Below are 21,598 nucleotides of genomic sequence, written 5' to 3'. Positions count from 1 at the left end.
ACGCACCGGACCTGCGACGCTCAGCGGCGCTCAGCGCGCCGACGGGTCGATCGGCACGTCCTCGAACACCGTGACGACCGGGCCGGAGGCGAGCAGGTCGTGCCAGCGCGCCAGCAGCGCACGCATGCGCGGGTCGGACTCGACACGCAGCTGGTCACGGCGGTAGGAGGCGTCGTCGGGGTAGTCCATGATCTCGACGAAGGCGTCGGGGTCGTCGAGGGACCACTGCAGGCGCACGGAGACACCGTCGGGCTCCTCGTACACGGGCCGCGCCTCGACGAGGAACCGCTCGAGGTCGGCGCGCCGACCAGGCAGCACGCAGGCGTGCAGGTAGAGATGGATCACGCAGGCGACACTGTCACCTGCGGGTCGCGCGGGCGCGGGACGGTCGTCCCGGCGGACGACGCGGCGACGTCAGCGCCCGTCGCCGTCGCGGCGACGGTCCCACCGCTCCTCGAAGCGCGACATGAATCCCTGCTTCTTCGTGGGGGCGGCGCCGCGGCGGGCGGGACGCACCGTCCCGTCGGGGGCGACGGTGCCCTGCGGACCGGTGTGCTCGCGACGCGGCGTCGCGAAGGCGAAGCCGACCGCCGCGAACATCACGACGAACCCGGCAGCCCCGAGCCACGGGAGCGACGTCGCCGCACCGATGACGAGCAGCAGGAGACCGACGACGGCCCCACCGCCCGCGACGGCGTAGCGCACGACAGGTCGGCGACCGCCGCGCGGCGCGAGCGTGTTCGCGAGCCGCGGGTCGTCAGACGTCAGCTGACGCTCCATCTGCTCGAGCACGCGCTGCTCGTACTCGGAGAGTGGCATCCCGACCCCCGTCGCACTCCGGTGGACTGTGTGGCCTCAGGATAGATCGGCTGACCCCAAGGTGGTAGTCGAGCGTCCGTCTGGCAGGGCGAACATCATGCGTCACGAACCTGTGCGCGCGCCACCTCCGGCCACGCCGCACACCGAGGCTTCACCTGCTCGCCACGCGTCGACCCTCGGCGTCACCCGCGGCGTCGTCGGCGAGCAGGGCCCGGACCGCGTCGACCATGTCCTCCGCCGCGCACAGGGCGCGCTCGGCACGAGCCGGCGCGACGAGCTCGAAGCGGCCCGCGTCCACCGCGGCGCGCAGCGTCGCCGCGTGCGCGAAGAACGCCGCGTGCACGTGGAGCTCCGGGGCCACGACGTCGAGCATCCCCCACACGGTCCGCGGCGCACCACGCCCCGTCGGCCGACCACGCGCCGCCACGAGGGCCGCACCGGCGCGCAGCGCCGCGAGGTGGGCGTGCGAGAACATCTCCCACGCCTCACCCGAGAACTGCGCCGCGAGCAGCTCGGCGTCCGCGCGCCCGAGCATCTCCACGGTCTGCGGCGGGAGCGCCTCGGCGTGCAGCACAGCGATCTTCGCGCTCATCTCGCGCCACCCCCTCCGCTCGACGGGACGTCCGTCGTGGAACCATCTTCGAACACGTGTTCGAATCCGTCAACGCCTGGCCGACCCCCGGTACCACCCGACGTACGGTGTGCACGTGGCTGCCCGACGTCGTGACCCATCGTCCCGCCGACCACCGACATCCCGGTCGGCCACGGCGACGCCCGCCTGGCCCGTCGGCCCCGTGCCCGTGTCGACCGGCACGGCGGAGGTCGTTCCCGAGCCCGGGCGCCCGCACGCCGCCACCCTGCTCGTCAACGGGGTACCCAGCTCGTACGTCGACCTCGACGACCCCGGACTGCTCGACTTCGAGTACATGCAGCAGGCCGCGGCCGTGGTCGACGTCGTCGCCGCGGACCGCCCCGACCTGACGGTCCTGCACCTCGGCGCCGGCGGGTGCGCGCTCGCGCGCGCCCTCGCGCACCACCACCCCGAGGCGCGCCAGCTGGCGGTGGAGCTCGACGGCGAGCTCGCACGGCTCGCACGCGCGTGGTTCGCGCTACCACGCGCACCTCGGCTGCGGCTGCGCACGGGTGAGGCCCGCGCGGAGCTGACGGCCCTTCCCGACGCGTCGTTCGACGTCGTCGTCCGCGACGTGTTCGCCGGGGACCGCACGCCCGAGCACCTCACGACACGCGAGTTCACGGGCGAGGTCGCGCGGGTGCTCCGTCCCGGCGGCGTCTACCTCGCCAACTGCGCCGACCGCCCCCCGCTCGCGCTGGCGCGCACCGAGGTCGCGACGCTCCTCGACGTGTTCGGGCACGTGGGCGTCGTGGCCGAGCCGGCGATCCTGCGGGGCCGCCGCTACGGGAACCTCGTGCTCGTCGGCACCGACGACCCGACCGTGCTCGCCGACCCCGGCCTCGCGCGCACGCTACGGACCCTGCCCGTGCCCGCGCGCCTGCTCGCGGCCGACGAGACGCGCACGCTCGCCGGCCGAGCAGCCGTGCGCCACGACCCCGGGCCGGCCGACGGGCGGACGGACGGACCCGCGGACCCCCCGGACGCGCGTGGGGCCGCACCGTCGTGACGGTGCGGCCCCACGGCTCACGACCCCCGGATCACCCGGAGGGCGGGGGTCACAGCGGGCGGACGTGCTCCGCCTGCGGACCCTTCTGGCCCTGCGTGATGTCGAACTCCACGCGCTGACCCTCGTCGAGCGAGCGGTAGCCCTGCGTGTCGATCGCCGAGTAGTGGACGAAGACGTCGGCGCCGCCGTCGTCCTGAGCGATGAAGCCGAAGCCCTTCTCGGCGTTGAACCACTTGACCGAGCCCTGTGCCATGTCCCGCATCCTTCTGTCCCACCGTGTGACGGTGCGTGCCGACTGCCCGCACCGCGCCGCAATGCCTCACGACCTGCACCGGGCGGTCCGGTCCCTCACGGGGACGGGCGGAACCTCATGCCACCGCGACCGAGGTCGTGGCGCGAGACCGGTCAAGCGTCCGTACGTCACTGCAACGCCTGAAATCCTCCCACGCCGCTGTGGCGTACGCCACGGAACGGGCCGTTTCGTCCCCCGCGGACGGCAACGATCCGGTCACGGCGCCCTCACACGCCGGACGCGTCGCCCGGCGACCCCGGACGACCTGTGACGGCTCAGACGTCTCCGTCGGCGTCGTCCACCTGCGTCGCGAGGAAGCGCTCGAGCTCCGCACCGATCTCCTCGGCGGTGGGCAGGTCGGTCGCCTGGGCCAGCAGACTCGTGCGGCCGACGCTGCGCGTGAACGCGTCGTACTGCTCCTCGAGCGCCTGCACGACCGCGGAGACCTCGCTCGACCCCTCGACCTGCCGCTCGACCTCGCGCATCGCCTCGGCCGCGGCCGGTTCGAGCTCGGCGAGCCGCAGGTCCAGGCCCGTCGCGCGCTGCACGTGGCGCAGCCCCGCCAGGCCCGCGGCCGGGTACGGCGCCTGCGCGAGGTAGTGCGGCACGTGCACGGCGAAGCCCATCGCGTCGTGCCCCGACTCCCCCAGCCGCAGCTCGAGCAGCGCGGACGCGCTCGCCGGGACCTGCACGGCGCCGAAGAACGACGTGTGGTCGGCGACGAGCTCGGGACGCGTCGCGTGCGCGGTCACCGAGATCGGGCGCGTGTGCGGCACTCCCATCGGGATGCCGTGCAGCCCGACGACCAGCGGCACGTCGAACCTGTCGACGACCTGCCGGACGGCGGCGACCCAGCGCTCCCACTGCACGTCCGGCTCCAGACCGTGCAGCAGCAGGAACGGCGTGCCCTGCGCGTCGTGCAGCAGGTCGACCGCGAGCTCGGGGGCGTCGTAGGCGGTCCAGCCCTCGTCGAACGTCATGACGGGACGACGCGACCGGTAGTCGACCAGCTGGTCGACGTCGAAGGTCACGAGCCGCTCGCCCGCGCCGCCCGCCACCAGGTGGTCGACGGCCACCTGGCCGGCCTGACCCGCGTCGACGAAGCCGCGCACGGCGTGCAGGAGCACCGGCCCGCTGCCGCCGCTGCGGGCCGTCGCGTCCACGCGCTCGGCCACGTCGACGTCCACGTCGTAGATGTCCCGGGGGTCCAGCATCGCTCACTCGCCTCTCGTCGTGCGGTCGAGTGGTGCAACGCCGGACCGGTCCGGTGTCTTCCCGGGCCGGCGGCCCGGGGACGGGTCAGTGTCCGGGGAGCCGCACGACCTCGACGAAGAACTCGTCGATCTGCCGCACGACGTCGATGAAGCGGTCGAAGTCGACCGGCTTGGTGACGTACGCGTTGGCGTGCAGCGAGTAGGACCGCAGGACGTCCTCCTCGGCCTCGGAGGTCGTCAGCACGACGACGGGGATGGCGCGCAGCGTCGCGTCGGACTTCATGGCCTCGAGGACCTCGCGGCCGTCCATGCGCGGCAGGTTGAGGTCCAGCAGCACGAGGTCCGGCGTCGGGGCGTCGGCGTGCTCGCCCTCCTTGCGCAGGAACTCCAGCGCGCTCACGCCGTCGGCGACGACCGACAGCCGGTTGCGCACCTTGTTGTGCTCGAACGCCTCGCGCGTCATGAGGACGTCGCCCGGGTCGTCCTCGACCAGCAGCACGTCGATCGGCTTCTGCAGCGACACGTCAGCTCTCCTCGTCCCCGGGGGCGGGGCGCTCGTCGTCGGCCGCCGGCAGCGTCCAGCGGATGCTGGTGCCGTCCCCGGCGGTCTCCGGGATCCAGATGCGACCGCCGTGGAACTCGACGATCTTCTTGCACAGCGCGAGCCCGATGCCGGTGCCCTCGTACAGGTCCTTGGCGTGCAGCCGCTGGAAGATGACGAAGACCCGGTCGGCGTACTGCGGGTCGATCCCGATGCCGTTGTCGCGGCACTCGAGCTCCCAGGAGTCTTCCACACGGGTCGCGCTGACGTGCACGTGCGGCACCCGGTCCGGGTGCCGGAACTTCAGGGCGTTCCCGACGAGGTTCTGCAGGAGCTGGACCAGCAGGGGCTCCTCGCCCCGCACGACCGGGAGCTCGTCGTGCGTGACGACCGCGCCGGTCTCCTCGACCCGTTCGGAGAGCTGGTCGACCGCGCGGTCGAGCGCCCGGGCCATGTCGACGTCCACGACCTCGCCCCCGACCCTGCCGACGCGGGAGAACCCGAGCAGGTCCTGGATGAGCCGCTGCATGCGCTTGGCGCCGTCGACCGCGAAGTCGATGTACTGGTCGGCGCGCTCGTCGAGCTGTCCGCCGTACCGCTTCTGCAGCAGCTGCGTGAAGCTCGCGACCTTGCGCAGCGGCTCCTGCAGGTCGTGCGAGGCCACGTAAGCGAACTGCTCGAGGTCGCGGTTGGAGCGCCGCAGCTCCTCGGCCTGCTCCGACAGCCGGTCGTGCGCGCCCGCGATCTCCCGGCGCGACTCCTCGAGCGCAGCGAGCTGCGTCACCAGACCGACGCGCATGGTCTCGACGTCGGACGCGAGCTGCACGAACTCCCCGGGGCCGTCGACCCGCACCACGTGGCTCAGGTCGCCCGACGACACGGCACGGCTCGCGGACGCGAGCTGGTCGACGGGCGCCAGGACCCAGCGGCGCAGCACGACCCACAGGACCGTGCCGACCGCGAGCGCGGCCACCACGAGGCCCGCGATGATCACGGCGGTCAGCCGCTGCCACCCCTCGACGGAGTCGACGGCCTCGAGCCGGTTGGCGCGCAGCTCGGTGTTGTACTCCTCGACGGCCGTGCGCGTCGCGTCGAACAGCACGCGCCCGCGCTCCACGTCGGCCGCGTCGACCGCCTGCGGGCCGCCGGCGCTCACGGCCGCGATGGTCGGCTCGGCGAACTCGTCGTACCAGCGGTCGGCCGCGTCGCGCGCGGCGCGAGCCGTCGCGACCAGGTCCTCGTCCTGCGAACGCTCCTCGACGCGCCGGGCGACGTCGGCGATCGAGTCCTCCTGCTCGCGCGAGCGGTGGTAGGGCTCGAGCGTGACGTCGTCGCCCGTGAGCGCGAACCCGCGCACCGCGGTCTCGGCGTCGACCAGCCGGATGTAGGCCGCGTCGGCGCGCGTCACCGCGTCGAAGTAGGTGGTCGTGACGAGCTCCTGTGCCTCGGACGACCGCGCCGCCACGTACCCGGTCAGGACGAGCACGCCTCCGAGGACCGCACCCGCGACACCGAGCAGCACCGCGAGGCGACGCCGCAGGGTCGCCCGCGTCGCGACCGCGCGCGGCCCGCTCACGCGCGCCACCCGACGAGCACGACGGCGGCGTCGTCGACCAGGTCGCCGCCGTGCCGCTCGCGCACGGCCGACAGCAGCCGACCCAGCACGGGGTCCTCGTCGGGCGCGATCCCGTCGCCCCCGGGCCCGGGCCCGGGCTCGGCGTTCAGCGTCCGGTCGGCGAGCTCGAGCAGGCCGGGCTTGCCCAGACGCGTCCCCGCGTCGTCCACCGTGGCCTCGAGCAGGCCGTCGGTGTAGAGCAGGACGCGCCACGACGGCGCGAGCTCGAGCCGACGCGCCGGCCAGCCGCCGCCCACGGGGATGCCGAGCGCCCGGCCGCGCGCGTCGGACGGCAGCAGGGTCGACCGCTCGTCGACCAGCAGCGGCACGGGGTGACCGGCGAGGTAGAGGTCCGCCGAGCGCCGGTCCGGGTGGATCGCGAGCATCGAGGCGGTCGTGAAGACCTCGGGCCGCGACCGCTCGGCCTGCAGCACGCGCTCCAGCAGGCCGAGGATCTCGTCGGCCGGCGTCCCCGCGATGACGAGCGTGCGCCAGGCCGTGCGCAGCGTCGCGCCGAGGGCGGCCTCGTCGGGGCCGTGCCCGCACACGTCGCCCACCATCACCAGGACCGTGCCGTCAGGGCGCTCGACCACGTCGTAGAAGTCACCGCCGAGCAGCCCGTCGCGTCCCGCGCGGTACCCCACACGGACCTCGAGGCGCTCGTCGGCCACGCGCGGCGTGGGCAGCAGCGCGCGCTCGAGGCGCGTGGTCTCGGCCGCCCGCACGAGGCTGCGGTAGAGCGCGCGGCCGGTGTCCTCGAGCCGACGACGCTGCACCGCGTACCGCACCGAGCGCGCGAGGACGTCGGGGTGCACGTCGCCCTTGACGAGGAAGTCCTGCGCGCCCGCGGCCACCGCCTCGACGCCGGCGTCCGTGCCCGTGAGGCCGGTGAGCACCACCACGGGGGGCGCCCCGGCGTCGAGCACGCGCTGCAGCGCACCCAGCCCCATGGCGTCGGGCAGCCCGAGGTCGAGGAGGACGCAGTCGACGTCGAGGTTCTCGAGCGCCTCGTCGACGGTGCGGACCCAGACGGTCTCGTGGGCGAGACCCGCGTCGTAGAGGTGCTCCTGGACGAGGAGGGCGTCCCCCTCGTCGTCCTCCACGACGAGGATGCGCATCGGCAGGTCGTCCGCGGGGGCGGCAGGGGGTGCCTGCGCCTCGCGCGCTGCGGAGCCGTGCATGGGGTCCTTCCCGTCGGTGTGCACGCACTGTATGGCAGGACCGTCACCGACGTGCGACCAGAGCCACGATCGGGTGCCGCGCGCGTCGTGGCCCGGGCACCGGCCCGACGAGCGGATAATGGACGGCCGCCCGCGACGGGCGGCGCGCCGTCGGGGCCGGTCCCGACGGCCTCGACGACCGGGTGCGCACCGGGTGCGGCAGGGGTGGGACGGGCTGGTGGCTGGGATCGACAGCGAGCTGGACGGCGAGCAGCGGGTCGTCGACGGTCTCTACGCGCGGCTCGACGCGCTGCGCGCCCAGACCCGGCGCCGGCTCGGCTCCGTCCGCCGCGCGGGACCCTCGGGGTCGCCGCAGAACCGCTCGGAGCGCGACGCGTTCGCGACGCTCTACGAGGACCGGCTCGCACAGCTCGAGGCGGTCGAGGACCGGCTCGCGTTCGGGCGTCTCGACCTGCGCGCGGGCGAACGTCGCTACATCGGGCGGCTCGGGCTGACCGACGAGGAGCAGACCCCGCTGCTCACCGACTGGCGCGCCCCGGCAGCGCAGGCGTTCTACCGGGCGACCGCCGCCCACCCCGACGGCGTCGTGCGGCGTCGCCACCTCGTCACCTCCGGGCGGCAGGTCACGGGCCTCGAGGACGACGTGCTCGACGTCGACGCGCTCGACGAGGCGGGCGTCGACCCCGGCACGCTCGCCGGCGTCTCCGGCGAGGGCGCGCTGCTCGCGGCGCTCGGCGCCGCGCGGACCGGTCGCATGGGCGACATCGTCGCGACCATCCAGGCCGAGCAGGACGCGATCATCCGCTCCGAGCTGGCCGGCGCGCTGGTGGTGCAGGGCGGCCCCGGCACGGGGAAGACCGCCGTCGCGCTGCACCGTGCCGCGTTCCTGCTGTACGCGCACCGGCGGCTCCTCGAGCGCTCGGGCGTGCTGCTCGTCGGCCCCTCGCGCACGTTCCTGCGGTACATCGACCAGGTCCTGCCCTCGCTCGGCGAGACCGGCGTGGTCACGGCGACGCTCGCCGAGCTCTACCCGGGCGTCGAGGCGCGCGGCACCGAGCCCGACGCGGTCGCCGAGATCAAGGGCCGCGCGCTCATGGCCCGCGTCGTCGAGCGCGCCGTGCGCCAGCGCCAGCGCGTGCCGGAGCGTCCGACCAGCGTGCGCATCGACGGGCGCACCGTCGTCGTGCGCCCCCAGGACGTGGCCGGGGCCATCGCCCGCGCACGGCGCCAGCACCGCCCGCACAACGTCGCACGCGTGACGTTCGTCCGGGACATGCTGGCGCGGCTGGCCGACCAGTACGTCAAGCAGCTCGCGTGGGACGTGCCGCCCGAGGACCGCGCCGAGATCGTCGAGGACCTGCGCACGACGCGCGAGATCCGCATCGCGCTCAACCTCGCGTGGATGCCGCTGACGCCGCAGGGCCTGCTCACCGACCTGTGGACCAAGCCCCAGCGGCTCGCCGCGGCCGCCCCCGGGCTGTCGGACGACGAGCGGCGCCTGCTGGCCCGACCGGCGGACGCCCCCTGGACGCCCGCCGACGTGCCGCTCCTCGACGAGGCGGCCGAGCTCCTGGGCGAGGACGACCAGGCCGCCCGGGCGCAGGCGCGCGCCGACGCCGAGCGGCGCACGCAGGAGCTCGAGTACGCGCGCCAGGTGCTGCGCAGCACGGGTGCGGGCGACCTCGTCTCCGCCGAGGCGCTGGCCGACCGGTTCGCCAGCAGCGGTCCGTCGCTCACCACCGCCGAGCGCGCCGCCGCGGACCGCTCGTGGACGTACGGGCACGTCGTGGTCGACGAGGCCCAGGAGCTGTCGGCGATGGCGTGGCGCGCGCTGCTGCGCCGCGTCCCCACCCGGTCGCTGACCATCGTCGGCGACGTCGCGCAGACCTCGTCGGCGGGTGGCACGCACGACTGGGAGGCCATGCTCGGACCGCTGCTGCGGGGGTCCTGGCGGCTGGCCGAGCTCACGGTGAACTACCGCACGCCCGCCACGGTCGCCGAGGCGGCGCGGCGCGTCGCGCTCGCCGCTGGCCTACCGGTGAGCCCGCAGACGTCGGCGCGCGACGTGCCCGACGCCCTGCGGGTCGTCCGCGCGGACCCCGCGAGGCTGGCCGCGGAGGCCGCGCGCACCGCGCGCGACCTCGCCGCGGCGGTCGGTCAGAGCTCGGGCGCCGGACGCGTCGCGCTGGTCGCGGCCGACAGCCGCGTCGCCGAGGTGCGACGCGCCCTGGGCGGCACCGCCGACGACCCGACCCCGGGGACGGCACCGGGCCACCGCGCCGCGCTGCCCGACCTGGACGCCACGCTCGTGGTGCTCACGCCGGGGCAGGCCAAGGGGCTCGAGTTCGACGTCGTCGTGCTCGTCGAGCCGGCCGAAGTGCTCGAGGCCTCGGCGGGCGACCTGTACGTCGCGATGACGCGCCCGACGCACGCGCTGCACGTCCTGCACGCGCGGGACCTGCCCGCGGGTCTTCTCGACCCGTCCTGAGGGGCGGCGTCCGGCGGCCCCGCGGCACCAGGTCGGCGCGGTCGGGCGTGCGCGTCCCGTCCTTCGGGACGGCTTTGGTCCGGCTCGCGGACCGGGAGCACCATGGGGCGTGCCTACCGCGCTGCTCCTCGAGAACCTCCACCCCCACGCCCGGACGATCCTCGAGTCCGCGGGCTTCGACGTCGTGACGCGCACCGGCGCGCTCGACGAGGACGAGCTCGCCGACGCGCTGTCCGGGGTCCAGGTCCTCGGGATCCGCTCCAAGACCCAGGTGTCCGCGGACGTGCTGGCCGCCGCGTCCGACCTCGAGGTGGTCGGCGCGTTCTGCATCGGCACCAACCAGGTCGACCTCGCCGCGGCCGCCGGGCGCGGCATCGCGGTCTTCAACGCACCGTTCTCCAACACGCGCTCGGTCGTCGAGATCGCGATCGCCGACATCATCTCGCTGACGCGACGCCAGACCGTGCTGGACAAGGAGATGCACGCGGGCGTCTGGAACAAGTCCGCGACCGGCGCGCACGAGGTGCGGGGCCGCACGCTCGGCATCATCGGCTACGGCAACATCGGCACGCAGCTGTCGGTGCTCGCGGAGAACCTCGGCATGTCGGTCGTGTTCTACGACACCGCGGAGAAGCTCGCGCTGGGCAACGCGCGCCGCATGCGCACGCTCGACGAGCTGCTCGAGACCGCCGACGTCGTCACGCTGCACGTCGACGGGCGCGCGGGCAACGCCGGCATGTTCGGCGCCAAGCAGATCGCCCGCATGAAGCCGGGCGCGATCTTCCTCAACCTCTCGCGCGGGTTCGTCGTGGACTACGCCGCGCTGCGTGACGCCGTGCTGGCCGGCCAGGTCGCCGGGGCTGCTGTCGACGTCTTCCCCGAGGAGCCGAAGCGCAAGGGCGACCCGTTCGTCTCCGAGCTGCAGGGGCTGCCGAACGTGATCCTCACGCCGCACACGGGCGGGTCCACCGAGGAGGCGCAGGAGGCGATCGGCCAGTTCGTCGCGCACAAGGTCCGCGACTACCTCGCGACCGGCTCCACGAACCTCTCGGTGAACCTGCCGAACCTCGCGCTCGACCAGCGCCCGGACGCGCACCGCGTCGCGTACCTGCACCGCAACGTGCCCGGCGTCCTGGCGACCATCAACGCGACGCTCGCCGAGCACGGCGTGAACATCGAGGGCCAGCTGCTCGCGACGCGCGGCGAGTACGGCTACGTCGTCACCGACGTGTCGTCGCCCGTCGCGCCGGCCGTCGTCGACGTGCTCGCGGGGCGTCCGGAGTCGCTGCGTCTGCGGCTGCTCGACTGACCGCAGCCGCCAGGACCGCCGCGGGCGATCCGTCCGCGACGCACGAAGGCCGCGCAGCTGCTGCTGCGCGGCCTTCGTCGTTCCTCCGGGTGGGTCGTCACGCACCGGGCGACACCGCCCGAGCGCGACGACCCGTCCGGGCGTCGGTCAGGCAGACCCCGACTTGCGCTGGAAGCGGCGCTGCACGGGCCCGGCGGTCTCCGAGCCGTGCACGGCCCCGGTGTTCCGGTCGCCGTCCGCCGTGCGGTGGCCGCTCGCCCTCTTGCGCTCGAGCGCCTCGCGGAACCGCTCCCTGGTCTCGTCGCTCACTGCCGACGGCTTCTCGTCCTGCGTCATGCGATGGTCCTCCGCTCTCGCGAGGTGGTCGTCGGGCTCCCCCAGCGTGGTGGACTCGGGGCCCCGACGCCACCGGTTTGTCGGCCGCCACGGGTGCGTGGCAGCCGGAGCTCCTGGAGCGCCGTGCGCACGTCAGGCGTCGCGGGCCGGTTCCGCGCCGACGGGCGTGCCGTCGGAGCCACCCGCGTTCTCCGCGCGCAGGGTGCCGATCGCAGTCTCGAAGTCCTCGAGCGAGTCGAACGCCTGGTACACGGAGGCGAACCGCAGGTAGGCGACCTCGTCGAGCTCGCGCAGCGGCCCGAGGATCGCCAGGCCGATGTCACCCGCGTCGATCTCGGCGGAGCCGGCGGTGCGCAGGTTCTCCTCGACCTTCTGCGCGAGCAGCGCGAGGTCGTCCTCGCTCACCGGACGCCCCTGGCACGCCTTGCGCACGCCGTTCGCGATCTTGGTCCTGCTGAACGGTTCGGTCGCGCCCGAGCGCTTGACCACCGAGAGGCTCGCGGTCTCGATGGTCGTGAACCGGCGCTGACAGCTCGGGCACTGGCGCCGCCGCCGGATCGACGATCCGTCGTCGGACGTGCGGGAGTCGACCACGCGCGAGTCGGGGTGCCGGCAGAAGGGACAGTGCACAACGAACCTCTCGGCCTTGCCGGTCACGGGACGACGTCCGGCGCGGCACGACGCCGCGCGGACGCACGCGACGCTAGGACGTCGCGCGCGCGACCGCAACATCGATCCCGGTGGGCCCCGCAGGCCGGGCCCCGCGACGCCCCGCGCGGGAGGCATGACGGGTGCACACGGGCGGGCCCGCGGTGCAGGGCCGAGCGCCCGGGCGTCGCGCGTCTCGGGGTCGCGCAGCCGCCGAGGAGCACGAGGGCGGCCGTCGTTCGACGGCCGCCCTCGCGGGGACGCCCCCGTCCCTCGTGGCGCCGACTCGCCTCGGCACCACCTGCTGCTGCGCGACGTGCACCGGTCGCACCGGGTCGTCGCACACACCTCCGGCCGGCCCCCCAGCCCGCCGAATGAGGTAAGGCTAACCTACTGGGCTCCGTTCGCGCTGACAACCCACGCTCCCCCTGATGAGCAGCGATCGCCCCGTGCCACTGGGGTCAGCCGGTCGGGACCACGATCGTCTGGCCGGCAGCCAGCCCGCCGGACGGGAGCTCGTTCATCCGCATCAGCATGAGGACGACGTCCCGCACGTCCTCACCCGGGGCGGCCACCTCCGCCGCGATGGCCCACAGCGTGTCGCCCGGCTGGACCACGACGCGCTCGACCTCGCTCCCGACGCTCGGCCCGTCGGCGTGCGCCGAGAGCGTCGCACCCCCGGCACCCGCGGCCAGCGCGAGACCGAGCACCCCGACAACGACGCGGCCGCGCCGAGTGAGGCGCAGCGGAGCCGGCTCCCGCGCGGAACGCTCGCGCGCGAAACAGCCCCGCGCCGCGAGGCGGGATGCCGAGGGCGACCCGACCCGCGCTCGCGGAACCCCACGGACCGCGTGCGGAGCGATGGTGATCGCGCTCATGTCGTGCCCCTCTCGCCGTGCGCCCGCCGTCCGGGCCGCCTGCCGCGTTCGAACGCCTGTACGTCGAACATCTGTACGATGTCTACCAGAGATCGCCGACATCGTCGAGACACGCTCGAACAGATGTTTGAAACACCTGGTCCACCCGCCTAGGGTGACTGCTGCAGCGAGTGCACCACCGACCACTGACATCTCCTGCGGGGACGTCGGGGCGCACCCGCGGGACGAGCTCCTCACCAGGAACGACACCCGTGGGCCGCGGTGCGCGGCTGAGCGCGGGGCCGCCGGCCCCGCGTCGACGGACGGCAGGAGGCGCAGTGGACGTGCAGGAGCGCTCGACGACGGGCACGGGCAGTGCCGGCACGACGACCGGCAGCGCGGCCGGTGCACCCACCGACGCCACCGAGGTGCCGGGGGACGGCCTCACGTCCCGTCAGCGGCTCGTGCTGGAGACCGTCCGGTCCTCGGTCGAGCGCCGCGGCTACCCACCGAGCATGCGCGAGATCGGCGAGGCCGTCGGCCTCACGAGCCCCTCGAGCGTCAAGCACCAGCTGACCGCGCTCGAGCGCAAGGGGTACCTGCGGCGCGACCCCAACCGCCCCCGCGCGATGGAGGTCGTGCAGCCCGACGACGCACGCACCGTCGCCGCGCTGCCCGACCGCCCCCGGCCGACCGTCGTGGACCCCGACTCCCCCGAGCGCGACAGTGCGCCCGCACCGTCCTACGTGCCGGTCGTGGGCCGCATCGCCGCCGGTGGACCGATCCTGGCCGAGCAGGTCGTGGAGGACGTGTTCCCGCTGCCCCGCCAGCTCGTCGGCGAGGGTGAGCTGTTCCTGCTCAAGGTCGCGGGCGACTCGATGGTCGAGGCCGCGATCTGCGACGGCGACTGGGTGGTGGTGCGCCGCCAGCCCGTCGCCGAGAACGGTGAGATCGTGGCCGCGATGATCGACGGCGAGGCCACCGTCAAGACCCTCAAGCGCGTCGACGGGCACGTGTGGCTGCTGCCGCACAACGCGGCCTACTCCCCCATCGACGGCGACGAGGCGACCGTGCTCGGCCGGGTCGTGAGCGTGCTGCGGGCGCTGTGAGGCCGTGCGCGTGCGGGCGCGCACCGCGCGCGTGAGGCTGGACGCGAGCCGCCGGCAGCCGCCGGCGCGACGACCGCGAGGAGGCCCCCGTGCCCGCACGCCGTGACCCCGGCCCCAGCGTCAAGGACCCCGAGCTCTACGAGTCGCTCCGCGACGACGGCAACAGCAAGGAGAAGTCCGCGCGCATCGCCAACGCCGCCGCGGCGCGCGGCCGCTCGTCGGTCGCGCGTGCGGGTGGGCGCGCGAGCGACTACGAGGACTGGACCGTCGAGGACCTGCGGCGCCGCGCGGCCGAGCTCGGGATCGCGGGCCGGTCACGCCTGCGCAAGGGCGAGCTGATCGACGCGCTGCGCCGCCACTGACGTCGGGCCGCCGCGGGCCGCGTACGAGCACCGACGGCACGAGGGCCGGGCGGGAGCACCCGCCCGGCCCTCCGACCGACCCTCGCCCGTCACGGCAGGCTCAGAAGCCGAACCGCCGGGCCACCGACCGCACGGCCTCGGCCGAGCGCCGCATCCCCATGAGCTCGTCCGACGACATCGGGACCTCGAGGCGCTCGTGCACCCCGGACGACCCGACGATCGAGGGCACGCTCAGGCACACGTCCGACATCCCGAGGTAGCCGTCGAGGAGCGACGACACGGGCAGGATGCGCCGCTCGTCCTTGAGGACCGCCTCGATGATGCGGGAGCCGGCCAGCGCGATCGCGTAGTTCGTCGCGCCCTTGCCCTCGATGATCCGGTAGGCCGACTCGACGACCTCGCGCGCGATGGCGTCGCGCACCTCGCGCGTCAGGGGTCCGCCCTCGCCGCTCGACCACTCGAGGATCGGGACGGAACCGATCGTCGCCGAGCTCCACAGCGGGAGCTCGGTGTCGCCGTGCTCCCCCGCGACGTACGCGTGCACGTTCTGCACCGCGACACCCGTGTGCCGGGCGATGAGGTAGCGCAGGCGCGAGGAGTCGAGGACCGTTCCCGAGCCGAACAGCTGCGAGGGCGGCAGGCCGGAGATCTTCAGCGCCGCGTACGTCACGACGTCGACCGGGTTGGTCACCATCACGTAGACCGCGTTCGGGGCGACCTCGACGATGCCGGGCAGCACCTTCTTGACCAGGGAGATCGTCGCCTCCGCGAGGTCCAGGCGCGACTGGCCCGGCCTCTGCTTGGCGCCGGCCGTGAACATGACGACGTCGCAGTCGGCCATCACGGACACGTCGTCGGAGCCCATGACCTCGGCCATCGACATGAACTGGATGCCGTGCGAGAGGTCGAGGACCTCGGCCTCGACCTTGGCCTTGTTGACGTCGAGCAGCGCCACCGTGCGGGCCGCGCCGCGCATCAGCGCGGCGTAGGCCATCGTCGAGCCCACCGCCCCGGCGCCCACGATCCCCAGCTTGGACGTGCGCCGCGGCACGGACGGCGTCGGGCTGAAGGCGAACTCGTCGCCCTCGATGGCGTCGACCATGGTCGTTTCCCCTCGTCACGGGCGCGGAACCGGTGGTGCGGGGCGCGCCCGCCCGGTGCGGCACGTCCCGCACCCGAGGCTAGTCGGAACCGGCGAGCCGACGTAGCGCGGAGACCACGACGTCGCGGTCCGTGGTGCGCCAGAACGGCGGCATCGAGCGCTGCAGGTACTCGCCGTAGCGCGCGGTGGCGAGCCGCGGGTCCAGCACCGCCACGACGCCGCGGTCCTGCGACGACCGCACGAGACGGCCCGCGCCCTGCGCGAGCAGGAGGGCCGCGTGCGTCGCCGAGACCGACATGAAGCCGTTGCCGCCGGCCCGCGCCACCGCGTCGGAGCGCGCGGACCGCACGGGGTCGTCGGGCCGTGGGAACGGGATGCGGTCGATCACGACGAGCCGGCACGCCGGGCCGGGCACGTCGACGCCCTGCCACAGCGAGAGGGTGCCGAACAGGCAGGTCGGCTCGTCGTCGGAGAACCGCCGCACGAGCGTCGGCAGCTGGTCGTCGCCCTGGAGCAGGACCGGCACGTCGAGCCGCTCGCGCATCGCCTCGGCCGCGACGGTCGCGGCGCGCCGCGACGTGAACAGGCCGAGCGTGCGCCCGCCAGCCGCCTCGACGAGGGTGGCGATCTCGTCGAGCTGCGCCTCGGTGGCCGGCTCGCGGCCCGGCGGCGGCAGGCGCTTGGCGACGTAGCAGATGCCCTGCCTCGGGTAGTCGAACGGGCTGCCGACGTCCAGGCCGCGCCAGCGCTGCGGCGCGTCGGCGGCCGGCCGACCGCCCCCCGGCGCGGCCGTCGCCTCCCCGGCCGGCCGCGCGTCGCCCGCGCCGCCGGTGGCGGCGTCACCGGTGCCGACGAGCGTCACAGGACCGACGGGTGCGGCGTCAGGTCGCTGCGCGAGGCCGACCGCGCGCGCGGTCGCGTCGAAGGACCCGCCCAGCGTGAGGGTCGCGGACGTCAGGACGCCCGAGCGGCCCGCGAGCAGGTGCGTGCGCACGAGGCCGGCGACGGCGAGGGGCGCCGCGTGCAGCCGGGTCGTGGTCACTCCACGACGGTCCTCGCCGCGCGCGCACCACAGCACGGTCGCGGCGTTCTGCTCGGGGTCGGCGGCCATCCGCTCGGCGACCTCGAACAGCGCGAGCATCGTCGACGTGGCCATCTTGCGGCCGCCGTCGGCGGCGTCGCGCGCACCGTCGGGCTTGAGCGCCGTGAGCATCGTGCGCGCGGCGTCCCGCACGGTCGCGACCGCGGTGCGCACGTCGTCGGGCAGTCCCTGCGGGAAGCGGCCCTCGGGCAGCGGGACGATCACGCTCGCGAGGTGCTGACCGGCGGTGTCGAGGTCGGTGGTCGGCACGCCGCCGTGCCGGCGGGCCAGGCGTGCGGCGTGGTCGATGGTCGGCAGGGACAGCTCGGCGGTGGCCTGGGCCGTGACACGGTCGGCGAGCTCGTGGGCCTCGTCGACGACGATCACCTGGTGCTCGGGCAGGACGTTCGGCGACCCGGACGCCGCGATGCCGAGCATGGCGTGGTTGGTCACGACGACGTCGGCCTCGCGCGAGCGCGCGCGGGCGGCCTCGGGGAAGCACTGCGCGAGCATCGGGCACTGCCCGCCCAGGCACTCCATCGCCGTGACGGACACCTGCCGCCAGGCACGGTCCGAGACACCGGGCACGAGGTCGTCGCGGTCGCCCGTCGCCGTCTCCTCGGCCCACTCGCGCAGGCGCACGACCTGGTCGCCGAGGGACTCGCGCCCGGAGTCGGTGTCCTCGGGCGGGTGCTCTGCGGCGCCCGGCCGCTCGGGGACGTCGAACAGCGTGCCCTGCTCGTCCGACGGGTAGCCCCCCGCGACCTTGTGCACGCACAGGTAGTTGTGCCAGCCCTTGAGCAGCGCGATCTGCGCCGGGCGTGGGAGGTGCGACGCGAGCGCGGTCGTCACGAGCGGCAGGTCGCGCGTGAGCACCTGGCGCTGCAGGGCGAGCGTCGCGGTCGAGACGACGACGCGCTCGTCGGCGCGGACCGCGTGCCGCACCGCCGGCACGAGGTAGCCCAGGGACTTGCCCGTGCCCGTGCCCGCCTGGACGAGCAGGTGCTCACCCGTGCGCAGCGACTCGGCGACCGCGACGGCCATCGTGTGCTGACCCTCGCGGCGACCGCCGCCCAGCGCACCGACCGCCAGGTCGAGCAGCTCGCCGACCTCGGCGACCTCCTGCGCGTCGCGGCCGGGTGCGGTCACGGTCGACGCGCCCTGCGCCGGGTCGGCCGGGGCAGGGGTCGGGTCGGGGTCGGGCACCGCGACAGCGTAGTCGCGGCCCCCGACACCCCCGGCACCCTCGACGTGGCGGGTCGGCACGCCCCGGGCTCAGCCGCCGACGGGCAGGTGCCGCGCCCACCAGTCGAGCAGGTGCTCGAACCGCGCGCGCCGGTGCGTCGGCCGCCCCGAGCGGGACAGCTCGTGCCCCTCGCCGGGGAACAGCAGCAGCTCGGCCTCGACGCCGCGGCGGCGCAGCTCGACGTACCAGCGCTGCCCCTGCTCGACGGGGCAGCGCCAGTCGTGCTCCGAGTGGACGACGAGCGTGGGGGTCGTGACCTGCCCGACGTGCGCCATGGGCGACTGCGCCGCGACCGCGACCGGGTCGACCGCATGGTCGCCGACGTACTCCAGCCCGAACCACCAGCCGATGTCGGCCGACCCGGTGAAGCTCACGGGGTCGAGGAAGCCGCGCTCGACGACGGCGGCGGCGAACCGGTCGGTGCGCGTCGTCAGCCACGCCGTGAGGTAGCCGCCGTACGAGCCGCCGAGGACGCCGACGCGTGCCGCGTCGAGCTCCTGCGGGTGGGCCTCGAGCGCGGCGTCGAGCAGCGCGAGCACGTCGTCGGTGTCGACCGTGCCCATCGCCTGCCGGATCGCGCGCCCGTGCGCGCGTCCCCGGCCGGAGGATCCCCGGGGGTTGCCGAGCACGACCGCGTAGCCCGCGCCCGTGAGCACCTGCACCTCGTCGAACAGCGCGTGGGTGTACTGCGCGAACGGGCCGCCGTGGATCATCAGCAGCGTCGGGTGCGGTCCCGCGCCGTGGCGCGCGGGGTCGGGCAGAGCGAGCCAGCCGTGGACCTCGTAGCCGTCGGGCGACGTGGCCGTCAGGGGCGCCGGCAGCACCGTGCGGCCGGTCGCGCGCAGCGGGCCGGACCAGTCGGCGAGGACCCGGCCGTCGTCGTCGACGCGCAGCAGGGCTCCCGCGCTGGTCGGGGTCGCGGCGCTCGCGACGACGCGCAGGTCGCCGTCGTGGACGACGGCAGCGGCGCCGAGCACGACGTGCGGCGCGTCCAGCAGGCGCGTCGTGGTGCCGTCCGCGGCCACGTGCGCGAGGACGACGGCGCCGCGCTCCTCGAGCGTCACGAGCGCGCCGCCGCGCGTCGGGTGGAGGACACCGCCGAGGTCGGTGCGCTCGGCGTCGGTGAGCCGCTCGGGCGCCGCGGCCGTCCGCAGCGCGCTGCCGGCGCCCGTCAGGGGCGCCCGGAAGAGCCCCGTGAGGGCCGCGACCGTGTCCGTCCCGTCCGCCCCGAGGTCCGCGGCGAGCAGCCACAGGGTGTCGCCGTCGACCTGGACGGCGTCGACGCGCAGCGTGCTGCCCGCGTCGGCGTCGGTCAGCGGCACGACCGCCGCCGGGCCCGTCGCACCGCGCGGCGCGGCCACGAGCACCGCGTCCCGGCGCACATCGCGCTCGCGCGCCGCGTGCCGTGCGCACGTCGCGACGAGCGCCAGGCCGTCCGGGGCCCAGGCGGCGTCGGTGACCTCGAGCGGACCCGAGGTGAGCGCCACGGCCGCGGGCACCTCGGGCGCACCGCCCGGGTCGGCGGGCACGTCGAGCACGTGCACGTGCCGCGGGCGGTCGGACACGAACCCGGCGCCGTCCTCGCGGTAGGAGAACGTCGTGATGTGCCGGGGCGCCTCGGCGGACGGGTCGCCGCCGGGCAGGTAGCGCCCGGGCTCGGGCACGCGGGCGGTGAAGGCGAGGCGGGTGCCGTCGGGCGACCAGCGCGGCGACGCGGCGCCCAGCAGTGCGTCGGTGAGTCGCGCGGGCTCCCCGCCGAGGAGCGGCAGGACGTGCACCTGCGCCGGCCCGCCGGTCAGCGGCGCGCGGGTGAACGCGACCCAGCGCCCGTCGGGCGAGACCTGCGGGTCGGCGTCGCGGTGGCCGTGCGTGAGCCGGCGCGCGTCGCCCGTGCCGTCGGGGGCGTCGCGGCCGTCGAGCGGCACGAGCCACAGCTCGCCGCGGTACGCGTCGGCGGCGACGTCGGGCCGGGTCACGGCGACGACCGCGGCCGAGCCGTCGGGCAGCAGGGTCGGGGCGCCGGGAGTGGTCAGTAGGTCCAGGTCGGTGGGCAGCACCCCTCGACCCTAGGCGTCCTGCAGGGGCGTCACGGCGCACCGACGTGCCGGGGTCGCGTCACGTCGGTGCACCGCGGGGCTCACGCGGTGCGGGACGCCGCCTCGAGCTCGGCCGCGAGGCCCTCGTCGACGCGCGCCCGCAGCAGCGTGCCGTCGGGCGTGTGCTCCTCGTGGTCGATGTCCCCGTGCTCGTGCACGCGGCTCACGAGGTCGCCGCGCGAGTAGGGCACCACGAGGTCGACGCTCACGCCCGGGCGCGGCAGCTGGTCGGCGATGAGCTCCTGCAGTTCGGCCACGCCCTCGCCCGTGTGCGCGGACACCACGACCGAGTGCACCTCGCGCGAGCGCAGGCGCGCGACCGCCTCGGGCGACGCGAGGTCCGCCTTGTTGAGCACGATGATCTCGGGCACGTCCATCGCCCCCGGGATGTCGGCGAACACGTGCCGCACGGCTGCGATCTGCCCCTCGGGGTCGGGATGCGCCGCGTCCACGACGTGCAGGATGAGGTCGGCGTCGGCGACCTCCTCGAGCGTCGAGCGGAACGCCTCGACGAGCTGGTGCGGCAGCGCGCGCACGAACCCGACCGTGTCGGCGAGCGTGTAGACGCGCCCGTCGGTGGTCTCGGCCCGGCGCACGGTCGGGTCGAGCGTCGCGAACAGCGCGTTCTCGACGAGCACGCCCGCGTGCGTCAGCCGGTTCAGCAGCGAGGACTTCCCGGCGTTGGTGTACCCGGCGATCGCGACCGACGGGATCGCGTTGCGCCGGCGCGACGCGCGCTTGGTCTCGCGCGCGGGCGCCATCGCCGCGATCTCGCGGCGCAGCTTGGCCATGCGGTTGCGGATGCGCCGACGGTCGAGCTCGATCTTCGTCTCGCCCGGACCGCGCGAGCCCATGCCCGCGCCCGCGCCGCCGACCTGGCCGCCCGCCTGCCGGCTCATCGACTCGCCCCAGCCGCGCAGGCGCGGCAGCAGGTACTCGAGCTGCGCGAGCTCGACCTGCGCCTTGCCCTCCCGGGACTTCGCGTGCTGCGCGAAGATGTCGAGGATCAGCGCGGTCCGGTCGACGACCTTGACCTTGACGACGTCCTCGAGCGCGCGCCGCTGCGACGGTGCGAGCTCGCCGTCGACGACGACCGTGTCGGCGCCGACCGCGGCGACCACCGTCGCGAGCTCGGCCGCCTTGCCCGATCCGAGGAACGTGCCCGGGTCGGGCGTCCGCCGCCGCTGCAGCAGGCCGTCCATGACCTGCGAGCCCGCGGTCTCGGCGAGCGCCGCGAGCTCGCGCAGCGAGATCTCGGCCTCCTCGGCCGTGCCGGCACCCCACAGGCCGACCAGCACGACCTTCTCGAGCCGCAGCTGGCGGTACTCGACCTCGGTGACGTCCTCGAGCTCGGTCGACAGGTTCGCCACGCGGCGCAGCGACGTGCGCTCCTCGAGGTCCAGCTGGTCGCCGTCGAACGCCGTGTGGTCGGTGCCACCCGCCTGCAGCGCGGTCCCGGCCCGTGCGAGCACCCGTGCGACGACGTCGTCGGCCACCTCCTGCGCGCTGCGCGCCGACGCCTGCGGCGTCATGTCGGTGGTGTGCTCTCGGTCGTCCACGCGGGGCCTCTCGTCCGGGATCGGGGTGTGTCCAGGATCGCACGCACGTACGAGCGTCGCGACGGGATTTCGCTGCCGGCACAGCGCCGCGCGGCCGTTAGCC

General features: G+C 75.0%; 20 protein-coding genes. 5 read left to right on the top strand and 15 right to left on the bottom strand.

Annotation, left to right across the window (positions count from 1 at the left end; translation table 11 throughout):
• Nucleotides 1-30: 30 nt before the first annotated feature.
• From ATM99_RS06465 to ATM99_RS06455, 3 genes are all read right to left on the bottom strand, one after another.
• The gene (locus tag ATM99_RS06465; protein WP_062102089.1) at nucleotides 31-345 is read right to left on the bottom strand and encodes a hypothetical protein; all 315 of its coding nucleotides are present in this window, start codon (nucleotides 343-345) and stop codon (nucleotides 31-33) included.
• Between the two features lie 69 nt (nucleotides 346-414).
• Entirely contained in the window at nucleotides 415-819 is a 405-nt protein-coding gene (locus ATM99_RS06460) for a DUF3040 domain-containing protein (RefSeq protein ID WP_062102088.1), read from the bottom strand.
• A gap of 151 nt (nucleotides 820-970) precedes the next feature.
• Nucleotides 971-1,411 carry an SAV_6107 family HEPN domain-containing protein gene (locus tag ATM99_RS06455; RefSeq protein ID WP_062102087.1) on the bottom strand — a complete coding sequence of 147 codons (441 nt, stop codon included), beginning with the start codon at nucleotides 1,409-1,411 and terminating at the stop codon, nucleotides 971-973.
• Nucleotides 1,412-1,613: 202 nt separating this feature from the next.
• Between ATM99_RS06455 and ATM99_RS06450 the strand changes: the two genes are divergently transcribed.
• Entirely contained in the window at nucleotides 1,614-2,459 is an 846-nt protein-coding gene (locus ATM99_RS06450) for a spermidine synthase (RefSeq protein WP_223304830.1), read from the top strand.
• 49 nt (nucleotides 2,460-2,508) lie between these two features.
• Here the strand turns inward: ATM99_RS06450 and ATM99_RS06445 are convergent, their stop codons facing one another.
• From ATM99_RS06445 to ATM99_RS06425, 5 genes are all read right to left on the bottom strand, one after another.
• Nucleotides 2,509-2,712, bottom strand: a complete 204-nt coding sequence (locus ATM99_RS06445; RefSeq protein ID WP_046528172.1) for a cold-shock protein — start codon at nucleotides 2,710-2,712, stop codon at nucleotides 2,509-2,511.
• 314 nt (nucleotides 2,713-3,026) lie between these two features.
• Nucleotides 3,027-3,965: a proteasome assembly chaperone family protein gene (locus ATM99_RS06440; protein ID WP_062102086.1), complete on the bottom strand. Its 939-nt coding sequence runs from the start codon at nucleotides 3,963-3,965 to the stop codon at nucleotides 3,027-3,029.
• 85 nt (nucleotides 3,966-4,050) lie between these two features.
• On the bottom strand, nucleotides 4,051-4,488 hold the full coding sequence (locus ATM99_RS06435) for a response regulator (RefSeq protein ID WP_062102085.1): 438 nt from the start codon (nucleotides 4,486-4,488) through the stop codon (nucleotides 4,051-4,053).
• A 1-nt stretch (nucleotide 4,489) separates the two neighbouring features.
• Nucleotides 4,490-6,082, bottom strand: coding sequence for an ATP-binding protein (locus ATM99_RS06430; protein ID WP_062102113.1), 1,593 nt, complete (start codon nucleotides 6,080-6,082; stop codon nucleotides 4,490-4,492).
• Nucleotides 6,079-7,326 carry a PP2C family protein-serine/threonine phosphatase gene (locus ATM99_RS06425; RefSeq protein ID WP_369798009.1) on the bottom strand — a complete coding sequence of 416 codons (1,248 nt, stop codon included), beginning with the start codon at nucleotides 7,324-7,326 and terminating at the stop codon, nucleotides 6,079-6,081. Before ATM99_RS06425 ends, ATM99_RS06430 begins: the two co-directional genes overlap by 4 nt.
• A 193-nt stretch (nucleotides 7,327-7,519) precedes the next feature.
• On the opposite strand from ATM99_RS06425, the gene ATM99_RS06420 reads away from it, so the two are divergent.
• On the top strand, nucleotides 7,520-9,790 hold the full coding sequence (locus ATM99_RS06420) for an AAA family ATPase (protein WP_062102111.1): 2,271 nt from the start codon (nucleotides 7,520-7,522) through the stop codon (nucleotides 9,788-9,790).
• A 109-nt stretch (nucleotides 9,791-9,899) separates the two neighbouring features.
• A complete protein-coding gene (serA, locus tag ATM99_RS06415; RefSeq protein WP_062102084.1) occupies nucleotides 9,900-11,099 on the top strand; it encodes a phosphoglycerate dehydrogenase in 1,200 nt (399 codons plus the stop codon).
• Between the two features lie 147 nt (nucleotides 11,100-11,246).
• Here the strand turns inward: serA and ATM99_RS06410 are convergent, their stop codons facing one another.
• The 3 genes from ATM99_RS06410 to ATM99_RS19640 all read right to left on the bottom strand — a co-directional run bounded on the left by ATM99_RS06410 (nucleotide 11,247) and on the right by ATM99_RS19640 (nucleotide 12,793).
• Nucleotides 11,247-11,435 (bottom strand): DUF5302 domain-containing protein, encoded by a 189-nt coding sequence (locus tag ATM99_RS06410; RefSeq protein WP_062102083.1) that lies wholly within the window; start codon nucleotides 11,433-11,435, stop codon nucleotides 11,247-11,249.
• Between the two features lie 132 nt (nucleotides 11,436-11,567).
• A complete protein-coding gene (gene nrdR, locus ATM99_RS06405; protein WP_062102110.1) occupies nucleotides 11,568-12,065 on the bottom strand; it encodes a transcriptional regulator NrdR in 498 nt (165 codons plus the stop codon).
• Between the two features lie 479 nt (nucleotides 12,066-12,544).
• Nucleotides 12,545-12,793: a LysM peptidoglycan-binding domain-containing protein gene (locus tag ATM99_RS19640; RefSeq protein ID WP_062102082.1), complete on the bottom strand. Its 249-nt coding sequence runs from the start codon at nucleotides 12,791-12,793 to the stop codon at nucleotides 12,545-12,547.
• A 485-nt stretch (nucleotides 12,794-13,278) separates the two neighbouring features.
• Between ATM99_RS19640 and lexA the strand changes: the two genes are divergently transcribed.
• On the top strand, nucleotides 13,279-14,049 hold the full coding sequence (lexA, locus tag ATM99_RS06395; RefSeq protein ID WP_062102081.1) for a transcriptional repressor LexA: 771 nt from the start codon (nucleotides 13,279-13,281) through the stop codon (nucleotides 14,047-14,049).
• 89 nt (nucleotides 14,050-14,138) lie between these two features.
• On the top strand, nucleotides 14,139-14,411 hold the full coding sequence (locus tag ATM99_RS06390; RefSeq protein ID WP_062102080.1) for a Rho termination factor N-terminal domain-containing protein: 273 nt from the start codon (nucleotides 14,139-14,141) through the stop codon (nucleotides 14,409-14,411).
• A gap of 100 nt (nucleotides 14,412-14,511) precedes the next feature.
• Here the strand turns inward: ATM99_RS06390 and ATM99_RS06385 are convergent, their stop codons facing one another.
• From ATM99_RS06385 to hflX, 4 genes are all read right to left on the bottom strand, one after another.
• Nucleotides 14,512-15,513, bottom strand: a complete 1,002-nt coding sequence (locus tag ATM99_RS06385) for an L-lactate dehydrogenase (protein WP_062102079.1) — start codon at nucleotides 15,511-15,513, stop codon at nucleotides 14,512-14,514.
• Nucleotides 15,514-15,592: 79 nt separating this feature from the next.
• Entirely contained in the window at nucleotides 15,593-17,638 is a 2,046-nt protein-coding gene (locus ATM99_RS06380) for an ATP-dependent DNA helicase (protein WP_223304833.1), read from the bottom strand.
• 231 nt (nucleotides 17,639-17,869) lie between these two features.
• Nucleotides 17,870-19,897, bottom strand: coding sequence for a S9 family peptidase (locus ATM99_RS06375; RefSeq protein ID WP_062102078.1), 2,028 nt, complete (start codon nucleotides 19,895-19,897; stop codon nucleotides 17,870-17,872).
• An 80-nt stretch (nucleotides 19,898-19,977) separates the two neighbouring features.
• Nucleotides 19,978-21,468, bottom strand: a complete 1,491-nt coding sequence (gene hflX, locus ATM99_RS06370; RefSeq protein WP_062102108.1) for a GTPase HflX — start codon at nucleotides 21,466-21,468, stop codon at nucleotides 19,978-19,980.
• Nucleotides 21,469-21,598: the final 130 nt, after the last annotated feature.

Source organism: Cellulomonas sp. B6 (genome assembly GCF_001462455.1).
In the GTDB taxonomy this organism is placed as follows: Bacteria; Actinomycetota; Actinomycetes; order Actinomycetales; family Cellulomonadaceae; genus Cellulomonas.
This window is presented reverse-complemented; position numbering and strand designations above follow the sequence as displayed.